This is a genomic window from Variovorax sp. Soil_C_19 (assembly GCF_057657255.1).
This window is the reverse complement of the sequence record NZ_JBDGIV010000017.1, coordinates 1-13,850: the sequence shown is the minus strand read 5'-3', so window position 1 is coordinate 13,850 and position 13,850 is coordinate 1. Positions and strand designations below refer to the sequence as shown.

The 13,850-nt window shown below is 69.9% G+C and carries 9 protein-coding genes; 1 reads left to right on the top strand and 8 read right to left on the bottom strand.

The features are described 5' to 3' along the window. The first annotated feature begins 129 nt into the window (after positions 1–129). Entirely contained in the window at positions 130–1,914 is a 1,785-nt protein-coding gene (locus tag AC3A6R_RS23695) for a tannase/feruloyl esterase family alpha/beta hydrolase (protein ID WP_487865780.1), read from the top strand. A 6-nt stretch (positions 1,915–1,920) separates the two neighbouring features. Here AC3A6R_RS23695 and AC3A6R_RS23690 read toward each other — a convergent pair whose 3' ends face one another. The 8 genes from AC3A6R_RS23690 to AC3A6R_RS23655 all read right to left on the bottom strand — a co-directional run. After that, on the bottom strand, positions 1,921–8,061 hold the full coding sequence (locus AC3A6R_RS23690; RefSeq protein ID WP_487865779.1) for an autotransporter outer membrane beta-barrel domain-containing protein: 6,141 nt from the start codon (positions 8,059–8,061) through the stop codon (positions 1,921–1,923). 238 nt (positions 8,062–8,299) lie between these two features. Next, entirely contained in the window at positions 8,300–8,551 is a 252-nt protein-coding gene (locus AC3A6R_RS23685) for a DUF378 domain-containing protein (RefSeq protein WP_487865778.1), read from the bottom strand. A gap of 117 nt (positions 8,552–8,668) precedes the next feature. Beyond that, positions 8,669–9,643 (bottom strand): hypothetical protein, encoded by a 975-nt coding sequence (locus AC3A6R_RS23680; RefSeq protein ID WP_487865777.1) that lies wholly within the window; start codon positions 9,641–9,643, stop codon positions 8,669–8,671. Positions 9,644–9,656: 13 nt separating this feature from the next. Next, the gene (locus tag AC3A6R_RS23675) at positions 9,657–10,139 is read right to left on the bottom strand and encodes a hypothetical protein (protein ID WP_487865776.1); all 483 of its coding nucleotides are present in this window, start codon (positions 10,137–10,139) and stop codon (positions 9,657–9,659) included. A gap of 26 nt (positions 10,140–10,165) precedes the next feature. After that, positions 10,166–11,353 (bottom strand): hypothetical protein, encoded by a 1,188-nt coding sequence (locus AC3A6R_RS23670; RefSeq protein WP_487865775.1) that lies wholly within the window; start codon positions 11,351–11,353, stop codon positions 10,166–10,168. Positions 11,354–11,360: 7 nt separating this feature from the next. Beyond that, entirely contained in the window at positions 11,361–11,717 is a 357-nt protein-coding gene (locus AC3A6R_RS23665; protein WP_487865774.1) for a DUF4150 domain-containing protein, read from the bottom strand. Further along, the gene (locus AC3A6R_RS23660) at positions 11,717–13,042 is read right to left on the bottom strand and encodes a DUF2169 family type VI secretion system accessory protein (RefSeq protein WP_487865773.1); all 1,326 of its coding nucleotides are present in this window, start codon (positions 13,040–13,042) and stop codon (positions 11,717–11,719) included. The genes AC3A6R_RS23665 and AC3A6R_RS23660 overlap by 1 nt, the downstream gene beginning before the upstream one ends. Positions 13,043–13,048: 6 nt before the next feature. Then, the coding region (locus AC3A6R_RS23655; RefSeq protein WP_487865772.1) for a bacteriophage T4 gp5 trimerization domain-containing protein at positions 13,049–13,850 on the bottom strand (802 nt) is incomplete at its 5' end.

Below are 13,850 nucleotides of genomic sequence, written 5' to 3'. Positions count from 1 at the left end.
ATCCTGCGCGCACACATGGCGGCCCGATGCAATGTCGGGTCCGCACATTGGCAGGCGCCGGGCGGCGCGGGAGACTGCGGCAGTCCCTTGGGGGACGCACGCATCCACAACGAACGACATCGGAGACCTATGACATCCAGCCATCGAGACTTCGCCCTGACCGTCGCCGCCTGCCTCGCCGTGAGCGCCACGCTCGTTGCTTGCGGCGGCGGGGGTGGCGGCGGCAGCGGCTACCCGTTTCTGCCCCCGCCATCGGCCGGCGAGCCGCCCGCACCGCCGCCTCCCCCACCACCGCCCGCGCCCCCACCACCCAGCGCTGCGCTCACCTGCGAACAATTGGTCGGCATGGCCGTTCCCGCATCTACCATCGGCCTGCCAACCATGGGCGCCACCGTCACGGCCGCGAAGACCGTCGCCGCCAGCGGTACCGGGGCAGCAGCCCTGCCCGAACACTGCGAGGTCGCGGGCAAGATCGCCCCGGTCGATGCCACCGCACCCGACATCCGCTTTGCGGTCGCGCTGCCCACGGCCTGGAACCAGAAGGTCGTGATGCTCGGCGGCGGCGGCTTCAACGGCAGCATTCCCAACGTCAAGGGCAATGTGTCCAACGGCCCGGTCGACCGGCCCACGCCACTCGGCCGCGGCTATGCCACCTTCGCGAGCGACTCGGGTCACCAGGCCAATGCGCTCGGCTCACAGGACGGCCGCTTCGGCCTCAACGACGAGGCCGTGCGCAACTTCGGCGGCGATGCGCTCAAGAAGACGCACGACGCCGCGCTCGCGATCGTCGAGGCGCGCTACGCCGAGCGCCCGCGCAAGGCCTACTTCGCGGGCGGCTCGACGGGCGGGCGCGAGGCGGTCACCGCGATCCAGCGCTGGCCCGCAGACTGGGACGGCGCCATCGCCTGGTACCCGGCCTGGAACGATGCCGCCGCGCTGCTCGGCGGCCACCGCATGAGCCGCGCGCTCGCGCAGCCCGGCGCCTATCCGAATTCGGCCAAGCGTGAGCTGCTCTACAACGCCGCGATGGAGGCCTGCGACGCGCTCGACGGCGTGGCCGACGGGCTCATCAGCCAGCAGACGCTGTGCAACGCGCGCTTCGATCCTGTCACCGCCATGGTCAAGGGCGCGCCGCTGCGCTGCGCGGGCGGCGTCGAGCTCGGCGACAGCTGCCTGTCGGATGCGCAAATCGCCGCGATGAAGACCATCGACACCGCGACCCAGTTCCGCTTTCCGCTCGCGAGCGGCGAGACCCAGTACCCGGGCTACAACATCTGGGGCGCCGATCCCGGCATCACCACCTGGACTTCGCCGCTCGAGCCGGTCGTGACCTTCCTGGCCTTCGGCACCACGCAGCCCGCGGATCCGATGCCTGCGACCGCGCCGTACATCAGCGTGCTGACCGACCAGTGGATCAAGTATTCGGTCACGCGCGATGCGGGCTTCGATTCGCTCTCGCTCGATCCGGAAGACCCGGGGCCGTGGGCCAGCCGCATCAGCGCGCTGAGCACGCAGCTCGACGCGAGCACCGACATCTGGGCATTCAAGGCGCGCGGCGGCAAGCTGCTGCTCGCGCACGGCCTCGCGGACGTGCTGGTCAGCGCCCGCGCCACCGAGCAGTACTACCAGCGGCTGCAGTCGCAGATGGGGCCGGCCGAGGTCGACACCTTCGTGCGCTACTACGAAGTGGCCGGCCTGGGCCATGCGGTCAGCAGCGTGTTCAACGCGACCTGGGACTCGCTGACTGCGCTCGATGCCTGGGCCGAGCAGGGCACCGCACCCACCGCGCAGGTCACGACCGACACCGCGGGCGTGCCCGGGCGCACCCGGCCGCTGTGCGACTACCCGAAGTGGCCGCAGTACAGGGGCACGGGCGACGTCAACCTGGCGGCTTCGTTCCAGTGCGTCTATTGAGCCCGGCTACCACTTCACGCGCACACCGACCGAGCCGTTCACCGAACTCTTGACCTTCGCATTCCCGCCCGAAGCCCAGAGCTTGCCGACTTCGCCGTAGAGGCTGGTCGTCTGGCCGAGGGCCAGCGTGAAGCCGCCGGCCAGTTCGGTGCTCGTACCGCCCGTCGGTGCCGCGATGTCGGTCCGCGTCGGACCGTTCATGAAGCGTGCGATGTCGGTGCCGCTCGAGGTCTTGTAGATGTTGAGACGGCCGTACGGCTGCAGCGCGCCCATGCCGGTGTCGATTTCGCCCTTCACCCGAACGCCTGCACGCGCGATCCAGCCGCTGTCGGCCTGCGGCTGGACCACGGCGCCGAGGATCGCGGCGTCGCCGAGGTCCAGGTGCTGGTGGATCAGCTGCAGCTGCGGCTCGATCTGCCAGCCGCCCGCACCGAGTGCGAAGGCCTGGCCCACCTCGATAGAACCCAGCAGGCTGTTGCCCTTGCCTTCGGTACCGGTGCCGACGTTCGACTGCACCGTGTAGCGATGGCGGCCCGACTGCACCACGGCGTCGGCATAGAACCCGTTGTCGCCGGCGTAGGTGCCGTAGATGCCGACGTACTGGTTGCGCAGGTCGTTGCGGCCGGTCCGCAGGTTGTTCACGCCACTGGCAAAACCGTTCACCTTGGCGTCGCCATCGAGCTGGCCGACGTAGAGGCCGGCGCGCCAGTTCGGCGTCGCGAGCAGGTCGGTGCCCGCCTGGAAGCCCGTCAGGCGCCCTTTGCTGTCGGGCGAGACCGCGCCGCCTTGCTCGACGTCGATGTCGGTGGAGAGCACGCGCGCCCAGGCGCGGCGCCCGGTCGCGCCCCAAGCGACAGCCGAACCCTTCAGGTCGGCATCGCCCACGCGCTTGTGCATGTCGCCCAGCATCGCGAGGTTGACCTGGCGCAGCTGACTCGGCAACGCAGCATAGAGCGAGGCCTCCGCACGGTAGGTGGTGACGGGGGCCGGAGCCGGGGCTGGTGTCGTCGGCGGCGGTGTGACCGCGAGCGTGCTCGAGCGCAGGTACCAGTTCTCGCCCGCGCCTGCAGCATCGCCCGCGTTGAGCCGGTATTCGTAGGCACCGGCATCCACGTGGCCGCCGGCGAGCGCGAAGGCGTCCTTCGTCGTCTGCGCGGTGGTGGTCGCGCCGTTCCGCGCGCTGATCACCTCGATGCCGTTGCCCGTGGTGAGCGCACCCAGGCCGCCCAGGTTGGTGACCTGCACAGCGGTCCTGCCGCTGGCCGCGCCGCCATCGATCACCAGGCGGTCCGACGGGCCTGTCGCGCCGAGCGCTGTGCCGAGTCGAAGCACGCCGTTGTGGCCGACGTAGTTGCCGTTGACCGTGAGCGTCGTCCCGGGCGCGCTGCCGGCCAGCGACACGGTGCCGCTGTTGGCGAGCGAGGCCACCGTCTGGCTGAAGCCCGCGAGGTCGAGCGTGGCGCCCGCCGCCACGCTGTGCGCCGACGGCGCGCTCAGGGTGTTGGCCGCACCGGCGCGCAGCGTGCCGTTTGCCACGTTCGTCGCGCCCGTGTAGGTGTTCGCACCCGAGATCGTGAGCGTGCCGGTGCCTTCCTTGGTAATGAAGCCGCCGCCGCTGATGGCGCCAGAAAGCGTGCCATCGAACGCGCCGGTGTCGATGACCGGATCGTTCCGGCCCGTGAGCGCGATGGCGTTCGCGATGTCCAGGCCATCGGCGGCAAAGCCCAGCGTGGTGCCGTCGTCCATCGCGAGCGTGCCGGTGCCCAGTGCCTGGCTGTGGCCCACGTCCAGGCGGCCCTGCTTGAGTGCGGTGCCGCCCGTGTAGGTGTTGGCGCCCGAGAGCGTGAGCGTGCCGCTGCCGACCTTGACGATCGAGCCGCCCGTGCCGCTGCCCGGCGCGGCGAACTGGCTGCCTGCGTCGGTGACCACGCCGGACAGCGTGTCGCTGGTGCCGAGCGCACCGAGCGTGACCTCCGATGCGCCGAGCACCAGCGCGCCCGCGCCGGAGAGCGAACCGATCGCCACACCCGAGGGTGATGTGGATCCCGACACGTCGACCGTGCCACCCGCGGCATTGGCGATGCCGGCCTGCGCGCCCGAGGCGGTGCCACCGAAGTACACCGTGCCGCCGCCCTGGTTGGCGATCTGCGCGGTGCCGGCCGACGAGGCGCCGAGAAAGCTCAGCAGCCCCTTGTCGCCGTTGAGGATCGCGGCACTGCTGGCCGTGGCATCCTGAAGGAAATACACCGCGCCGCCCCGGTTCGCGATCGTCGACGTGGCCGCGGTGCTCGCGTCGCCGAACTGCAGCGAATTGGGACCGGGCGCCTGCCAGCCCGCGCCGTTGACGAAGAGCTTCGAGGACGCCGCGCTCGTATCCTGCGCAAACGACAGTCGGTTGTCGCCGTCGGCGGAACCGGAGCGCCCGACCGTGTAGCTGTTGCTGCCGGCATTGGCCCCGGCCGTGAAGATGAGGTTCGTGCCGCTGCCTCGCTGCTGGACCGCGCCAGCGCCGAACGTGCCCGGGCCCGCGACAGTGACGGTCGCGCCGCCGGTCAGCGTGGTCGGGCCAGCGTAAGTGCTGCGTGTAGCGATCGCCAGCGTGCCCCCGGCGCCTGTCACCTCGAGGGCACCCGTGCCGCCGATCCCGCCAGCGACTGCGAGCAGGTTCGCGCCCAGGTCCAGCGTGCCGCCGCCCGCACCCAGTGTGACCGCGCGGCCCGAGACCATCCGCACCGCGACCCCGGCGATGCGCAATGTGCCCGCGTCGAGCGTGAGCCCTTCGCCGGCCGCGCCCAGGTTGCCATCCTCCGAGATCTGCAGTGCACCGCCGCGCACCGACGTGCCGCCGGTGTAGGTGTTCAGGCCGGTGAGAGCGAGCGTGCCGTTGCCGGTCTTCACGATGCCGTCGGTGCCCGAGACGACGTTGCCGATGGTCGCGGTCCAGCCGCTGCCCGCGGCGCTGCCGTCGCCCACGCGGACCTCGACCGGTCCGGCCGAGGACGCATCGGCCACCAGCGCGAGCGTGTCGCCCGTCAGCCGGTAGCCGTCGCTCGCGAACTGCATGCCGGTGGCGGCCACCGCGCCCTGGCTGTTGTCGACCACCACGTCGCCTGCCGCGCCGCCGAAGACCGCGAACCCCGGCCGCGGCTGCATGGCGGCGGTGACCGTTCCGTTCGCATCGGTCCAGTTGGGCTGCGTCGCGTTCCAGGTGCCGTCGCCGCCGCCCATGCGCGTCGCGTCCGCCAGGCCGTTGCCGTTCCAGATGTTGAGGACATGGCCGGGGTCGACGTTGACCAGGTTGATCTTCTTGTCGCCCGTGAGGTACTGGACATGGAAGTTGCTGGCGGGCGCGCTGCCCAGTGCGATGCCGCCGTTGTTCCGCGCGAGCGTGCCGCCATAGCTGAACAGGTTGTAGATCCCGGGGCCCATGGCGCCGGTGTCGGTAATGTTCAGCATGGCGCCGTCGAGCTGCAGGTTGCCGCCCACCGCCACGCTGTCGCCCAAGCCCATCACGGCGTAGCTGCTGCCCGGTGCGCCGAACTCGAAGTCGAGCACGCTGTCCTTGGCGAGGTGCAGGTTGCCTTCGATGGCGAGCGTTCCGATCGAGCTGCCCGGCGCCAGATGGGCCCCGGCGGCCACCGCCACGTCGCCGCCGATGCGGCCGTGCCCGCCCAGCGTGGCACCTGCCGCCACGTCGACGGCACCTGCCACGCGCGCATCCGCATGGGCGAGGCTGCTGCCGATCAGCAGCGTTCCGGCATTGACTGTGGTGCGTCCGCTGTAGGTGTTGATGCCATCGAGCGCCAGTGTGCCGCTGCCCTGCTTCACGAGCGAGGCCCCCTTGCCGTCGATGACACCGGCAAAGCGGGTGCTGTTCGCAGTGCCCAGCGTGAGCGCCTTGTCGCCGAGTGCGATCGTGCCGCCGCCGGCGAGGTCGCCGAGCCGGAGCGTCGCGGCGCTGGTCTGGCTGGCTTCAAGAAGCGCATCCGTGCCCATGGTGAGCGCGCTGCCCGCGGCGAGCGAACCGGCGCCCGTGAGGTGCAAGGCACCTCTGTCGAGCGTCGTGCCACCGGTGTAGGCCTGCGCTTTCGTCAGCGTCCAGTGGCCGGCGTCGAGGATGTGCACCGCGCCGCCCGTTCCGCCGGCGATGCCGCCGTCCTGGATCACGCCGTCGAACTGCGTCGTGCTCGAGCCGTTGTTGGTTGTGAGCGTCGTGCCGCCGAGGGCGACCGTGCCCGCGCCGCTGATGTAGTTCGCCTGAGCGCCCCCCTGGCTCTGCGAGATGTCGAAGGTTGCGCCGCCCGCGATCTGAAGCGCATGGAGGCCGATGTTGGCCGTGTCCTTCAGCGCGAGCGTGCCGCCGTTGAGGCGCACGCCGGAGACGTCGGTCTCGCCGCTTTCGAGCGTCAGGGTGCCGGCGCCCTCCTTGAAGAAGATGCCGTACCCGTCCGTTTGGCGCAGTGCGCCGGTGAGCGTGACGTCGAAGCCGTTGGTGTCGATCCGAGAGTAGTTGGCGACACCCACGTCGCGGTCCAGTGCGAACGCGCCGGTCGCCTGCAGCGTGGCTTCGTCGAGGCCGAACCGTCCGCCCGCGGCGCCGAGACTGGCGTCGCTGCCGGCGCGCAGCGTCGATTGTTCGACCGACAGCCCGCCTTCGAACGTGTTGTTGCCGGACAGCCGGAGATCGGCATCACGCAAGACAAGCCCGCCGGTGCCCGAGATCGTGCCTGAGAAAGTGGTGCCCGCATGGTCGCCGCCGGTGGACAGCGTGCCCGTTCCCAGCACCACGTTGCCGGCACCGGCCAGCGAGCCGATGCGCTGGTCGAAGTTGTTCAGGTCGAGCGTTCCCCCGCCTGCGACGGTGACGTCCGTGCCCGCGGGGACTGCGCCCGCGGTTCCGACCCGCAGTGTCCCGGCATCCACCTGGGTGGCGCCTTCGAAGGCAGCATTGCTGCCGCCGAGCATCACGGTCCCCGTGCCCCGCTTGATCAGCGCCGCCGTGCGCGTGCCCGTGATGTTGCTCGCGAGGACAGTGTCGGCGGTGGCACCGAAAGCGAGCGCGTTGCCGCCGAGGTTCACGGCGCTGCCGGCCACGCCGCGGAGGTCCCCCACGGCCTGCATGCCACCCTCGCTGATGTCGAAGGTGGCCCCCGCGGCCGTGAGCCCGACGGCGGTGCCTCCACCCAGGCTCCCGCCAGCGCCGAGCGCCAGGGTGCCGGCGTCGATGCTGGCAGCAGTGGGCGTGAGCCCGCGGTCGAGCACCCAGGTGCCATCGCCCGTCTTGATCAACGCCGCGCCGAAGATGGTCGCGCCCGTGACGGCGTTCGAATAGACCTGGCGGCCGCTGCCGGCGAGCGTCAGCGAGGAGCCGACGGCAACACCGAGCCGGAGCGTGCCATCGATCTGCCCGCCGCTGAGCAGGGTCACGCGGTTGATGCCGCCCCACAATGCGACGTTGCCGTTGATCTGGCCAGCATTGCGCACCTGTGCGTTGCCGCTCGCCGCGTAGATGGCGCCATCCCCGCTGATGGTCGAGCCCGCGTCATTCGCGATGTCCGCGTCTCCGATGACTTCGACCGCAACGCTGTTGGTGGAGACGATGCTGCTGCCGCCCGTGTTCAGGATCGTGCCGCCCCGGTTGAAGCGGATTGCATTTCCGGCCGTGCTCCGCACCGTGCCACCGCCGGTGTTGTTCAGGACACCGGGCAAGCCGTTGACCGCCATCGCAACCGAGTCGCCGATGATGCTGCCGCCGACGTTGTTGACCGTTCCGCCCGCGCCGAGGAAAACCGCCGACTCGCCCTGCAAGGTGCCGCTGTTGTTGATGGTTGTGCCGCCGCTGGTCGCCCGGATGGCCCCTCCGAAGCCGGCCGTGCCGATGGTGCCGCTGTTGTTGATCACCATTCCGTCGGCCGTGATCGGGCCTGGGTTGTCCGGCCCCTCGCAAGTGATGACGTCGAGCACGGTCGTGCAATCGGCCCAGGCGGGCGCCCCGGCGCCGAACAAGGCCACTGCCAGCAACGCAGCGGTTGCGCCGCCTGCACGCACATGCGAACCCCCGCGCTTTCCGCGCGCGCGGGTGGTCTCCGAAACCGCGACCCAGCTCTGCGTCGCGGCGTTCCAAAGTGTTCTGTAGGCTGTGTTCATCCTGGTCCCCTCCTCGGGATGGCAGCGCCCGTTCGTGCGGCGCAACCGGTCATTGGTTCTTGTCGAGGAGAGGCGGCAGCCGCGGCGACTGCGCGGCCTCCCGCGTGGTTCGCAGGATTCTGCGGCGCACATCCGCCATGTGCACCTTACGTTTTCTTGCATTCACTCCCAAGCCCGCAGGCGGATCGACGCGACAGCGGAAACACGTTGATCTCGCCGCGGGTGCAGCGAAGCCCGCTCAGTGCACGCCGCGCTTGCGGAACGGAATGCTGATGCAGTAGAGCCCCGCGAGGCCCACGAGCACATAGACGATGCGGCTCGCCATCGTCATCTCGCCGAGCAAGGCGGCGACCAGGTCGAAACCGAACGCGCCCACCAAGCCCCAGTTGAGCGCGCCGATGACGACGAGCGCCCATGCGATCCAGTCGAGCGCATTGAAGCCCGTGGCTTGCGCGTGCGAGGTGGAAGTGTTCGAGGTGAGTGTGGCCATGCCGGGCTCCTGAAGGTTGAAGAAGAGCCCGAGTCTCGGGAGCACCCGGGTGCGCGGACCCGGGCGAATTCGCATAGGGCTGTAGGCAATGCCCGACGCTGGTGCCGCCGCGCCTTGCTAGCCGTGGCATCCGTGCGCCAGCAAGGTGACGCGGTAGATCCGGTCTTCCAGAAAGCTGTAGAGCACATGGACGTCGCACAGCGCGGTACGCCACAGCTGATAACCATCGTCGCTGTCCAGCGCCTCCTTCAACGGGCGCGATGCGGCCTTCGCCATTGCGACGTCCATCGTGTCGCTCATGCGCAGGCCCCACGGCAGCGGCCCTGTGTAGCCGCTGCTCTGGAAATCGAGGTCGGCGCGGTAGCGCACGCCGCTCAGGGAAGGGGTGGCGCCGGGCTTGAAGTAGAGCTCGATGCCGAGTTCGCGTGAACAGTCGGCCTCGCCGTATGCGGCGATCTCGCGCGCCTTGCTGCCCAAGGCAAAGGGCGCGAAGGCGGCGTCCGCGGCCAACTGGTCCAGCGAGCGGCCGAATTGGCTGGCGAGCTGTTCGGGCGATGGCACGGCGACGGCGGACACCGGTGCCACCGCGGGCCGTGCCATCGTCACCAGCCTGAGCCGGCCCGTGCCGCGCTCGAAGCTCACGTCGACCTCGGCCTCGGGCGACGACCAGCGCGCCTTCGAGACCTCCGCGCCCGCACGCCACAGGTCCGCGGGCGGCCCGAGGCGCCGCAACACGTCGCCGGCCCGGTCGTCCGCGCGCAGCCCGAGCGGCAGCGCTCCGGCATACGGCGTCCATGGCGAACCGACGTGCAGCAGCAGCGAAACCCGGCTCAGCACCAGGTTGCCTTTGCTGCAGGGCTTGCCGTAGCGCGCCTCGTAACTGTCCACATCGGTGAAGAACAGGTAGATCCCCTGCGCGCGGTCGACGAGCGACAGGCGGTGGTCCGCACGCGCCTGCTTCAGTGCCTCAGGGTCGATCCATTCGCGTTGCGCCCAGCCGTCGACCAGCGCCTGCACCCGCGCACTCTCCCAGGCGTGGCCCAGCAGATGGCTGCCGATGTCGAAGGCGTGCGCCGGGGTGTCGATCATCACGTCGCGCAGGCAGTCACTTGAAGGGCACCGAGTACGAGAGGTTCCACAGCGAACCATCGTCGTTGTAGGTGGCGCGGACTTGCATCCCGTCGCGGGTCCACTGGTCCCACTCGACCACGTCGTCGTCCTCTTCGGTGGTGTCCGGCGGGCCGAATGCGGCCAGCGCCTCCTGGCGCCCCGCGATCGGGCCGTTGCCGAAGGGAATCGGCCCCGTGTAGGGCTTGAAGCGCTTGCCGGCCGGGCCGTAGGCGAACACCGCCGCGAGGATCGCCTTGCCTGCGTCCTTTGGTGCGCCCATCTTCTGTTCGTAGCCTTCGCGCTCCCAGAAGGCCAGTTCGAGCCCCAGCGGCTTGAGCTCGAGGGCGTCGGAGCCTTCGGCGCGCAGCGTCTTGGCCGACAGCGACTGCATGCTGGCGCCCGCGGATTTCAGGAGCTGCTCGAAGTTCGTGTCGAGTTCGGAATGTCCCAGGAAGGGCAAGAGGTCGTTCAGTGTCATGCGTGTGCTCCTGTGCTTTCTTTCAGTCACTTCTTTCTAGCCGATTTCATGGCCTGCTTCAGCCACTTGGTCCATTCGTCGTGAGTCATCCGGGTGATCTCCTCGGCGGCCTCGCGGTACTTTCCCTTGCAGCCGGGGTCGTACTTGTCGATGTGCGCGAGGATCTTCTCGGTGTTCTCCTTCGCCGCGCGCTGCAGGTCCTTCGCATCCCGCGTCGGTCGGCGGACGCCGTCGATCGTCTGGTGCTGCCGCCCGCCGAAGGATTCGCTGTGATCGCGGTGCAGCGCGGTCGGCGTCGCGATGGTCGGCGCGCTGTCGACGATGGCGCCCTTCTCGGCCTTGGTGAGCGGCGCGCCCTTGATCTCGGCGGCCCGCTCGAGCAGCGCCTTCTGCGACGGGATGTGGTCCCAGTTCATCCCTTCGTTGTCGTGTTGCGAGCGGTCCTTGTAGGGTCCCTTCTGGCCGCACTTGGGTTTGGGCTTGACCTTCTTCTTGACCTGCGAGTCGTTCTTCTTCGAACCGCCGCCGCCGGGTTCGGCCTTGCGGGCGGCGTCCTTTTCGAGCTTCTCCCTGGCCAGCCTTTCCGCGGCCTCCTTCTCGAGGCGCTCCTTCAGCAGCTTTTCGGCCACTTCCTTCTCGGCCGCCTCGAGCGCCATCTTGCCGCCGCGGTAGGCCAGCTTGCCGGCCTTGGTGGCGGCGCCGCCGCCGGGGATCAGGTTGGCGGCGGCCGACGCGCCCGATATCGCGGCATTGGTCATGTCGCCTTCGGCCGCGTAGATGCCCGCGTTGAGGCCGTCCGAGAAGATGCCCACCACCGGGATGACGCCGCCGACGTCGAGCACGGTGTGCACCACGGCACTGCCCCAGCTGCTCCACCAGCCCTCTTCCTTGGGCGTCTCGGGCTGGACCTCGGGATTGGCCTGCTTCGCGCTGGCGGCGGCCGAGGGCGTCTCGCCGACCACGGCACCGAGCGTGTTGCCGTTGGCGTTCGTGCCCGGCTTGCGCGGCTTGAGCTCGGGCAGTTCGAGCGTCGGCTGGGCGGCCCGGAGTTCGTCGTACTGTTCGTGCGACATGTGCCATGTCTTCTCGGCCGACCCGAGGTCGGACGCAAAGTAGTGCATCGACACGGCGTCGGCATGGTTGTAGCCGACCAGCCGCCCGCCCCCGCCGACCTGCCGGGTGAAGGCCGGTGTGATGTCGATGGTGACCGCCATCTACGCCCTACTTCCCGTTCATCCAGAACAGATCGTCATGGCGCACGAGCAGCTTGCCCTCGGCGCGCACGGTGCCGCTGTGGTCCTTGGGGTAGCACTTGCCCTGCACGGTGCCGCTCTTCACGCCCTTGGCCACGCCTGCCGCATCGCCGAGCGTGGTGGGCACCACGCTCATGTCGTAGACCACCACCGGATGTCCGTTGGCGCGCACGCTGTTCGCCACCGAGGTGGTGGTCTGCAGCTGCGCAGTGACCGGGTACGGCACGGGCGGCACCGCGCTTCCCATCGGCGTCTTGCACACGTCGGGCGCGAGGCTCACCACGCGCCAGCTGCCTTCCTTGCGGGCCGCGACGTTCGCGCTCATCAATGCACCCCTGATGCCGCACGCACGGGCCGCACCAGCGGCGCCTGCGGATCGGTCTCGAAGCGCGCCTCGACGACGCGCACCGGCGCGTCCGACGGGATCCAGATGCGGTGCACCAGCGACAGCGTGAGGGCCTCGGCGTCGACGAGCAGCGTGTCGGTGACCATCGGCAGCGGCAGCAGCGCGCCGTTGTCGAGCCGGGCGAGCACCAGCGCACGATGCCCCGGCAGCGTGACCGACAGATGCCCGTCGGGCGTCGATGCGGGATCGCTCAGGTTCCAGAGCGCGATGCGCGCATCGGGCGGCAGGTAGGGGATCTGCTGATCCGCGGGCGCGGCATTCCAGTAGCCGAAGTCGAAATCGATCGGCAGCCAGGGATGGCGCTGCGCCAGCCAGGCATCGTCGTAGGTGCCGGCCAGCGCCAGCCGCGGCGCCCAGGCGCGGCCGACCACGCCCAGCCCGGCGGGCGTCGCGCCGTAGCTGCGGGCCGTCTCGGCCATGGCGCGCGCATCGAGGCCGGTGCGCGCGTGCCGCGCGACCACCGGCTGCGCCATGCGGGTTCCGGCCGCTTCGATCTGCGGCGCTGCGATGCGTTCGATCGCGGGCCGGCCTGCACCGCGCGCCTGTTCGAGTTCGCGCTGCTCGATCCAGCCGCGGCCCAACGGGTTGGAGAAGCAGACCTCGTCGAGCCATGGCGGCGCATCTGCCGGTGCATCCGGCCGGCGCACGATGCTGCGCCCGCCGAGCGCATGTTCCCAGCGCACCGGCAGGCTCGCGATGGGCTGCGACGCCGTGCGCACCCATTCGCGCCCGTTGCGCAGATGGAGCACCGAAGGGCCGCTGATGCACAGCCGCTTGTCGAGCACCGTACGCGGTGCAGCCAGGGCCTCGGCGCGCTGCTGCTCGGCATGCCACGCGGCCTGCTGCTGCGGCGTCAGCCGCGCACCCGGATGCAGCGGCCTGGGCGGCTCGGGCGGCTGCAGCCACTGCCGGCCGGCCGTCACCTTCACGCGCACCTCCCATTCGGCCGCGGGCGCACCGCCGGGCGCATGGGCCGTGGCATTCACGATCACGTCGCAGCGCGGCTTGAAGGGTGCGAGGTCGCTCTCCTCGCGCGGGCTCGACGCGCCCTCATCGCCCCAGTACGCGTCGGCCAGCGTCAACGGCACAGGGTTATGGTCGTTCACCTCGGCCTGCCACTCGCCGCCGTGCCCGCGCACAAGCCGGTAGCCGACCTTCATGGCCACCACGCGGTACTCGCGGTCGTTCGGCGTCGCCGCGCGAAAGCACATCGCGTCGAAAGGCGTGAGGTTGCGAAACTCCACGACTTTTCAGTTCAGGTCGATGTCGGTGCCGCTGATCTGCACGGGGCCGCTGGCCGTGAAGTCGAACGACGCGCCCTGGATGCTGACCGCGCCATCCGAGGTCATGACCAGCGAACTCCTGCCGCACACCAGTTCGATGCGGTCGCCGGCCTGCAGGGTCAGCGTCCGGCCCACGTCCACGCGCTTGGACTGCCCCACCTGCTCGGTCTGCATCAGCGCCACGCTGGTGTTCATGGCCGCACCCACGCTGACCTGGTAGCCGAGGCCGATGGTCAGCGCCTTGGCCAGGCCGATGGTCTCGGCCTTGGCCAGCGCCACGGTCTCCATCTTCGCGCCGCCGATGGTCACGGTGCGGTGCTTGCCGATGTCGATGGTCTCGTCGAGCCCCACCTGCTCGCTGCGGTTCATGCCGATGCGGATGGTCTCGTCGAGATCGACCGTCTCGCTGCGGTTCTGGTGCACCGTGATGGTCTCGTCGAGGTCCACGGTCTCGGTGCGGTTCTTGTGGATGGTGATCGTCTCGTTGCCATCGACCGTCTCGGTGCGGTCGTTGTGCACCGTGATGGTTTCGTCATGGTCGACGGTCTCGGTGCGGTCGTGCTTCACATGCACGGTCTCGTCGTGGTCGATGGTCTTGCTGCGGTCGTTCCCCACCCAGTGCGTCTCGTCGCGCTCGACCTCGATGTCCTGGTTGCGCTCGGCATGCAGCCACACCTGCTCCTGGCCCCTCTTGTCCTCGAAGCGCAGCGCGTTGGCGTTCTCGCCGCTGCCGCCTTCGGAACTGCGCGTGAGCATGCCGCTCTGCGTG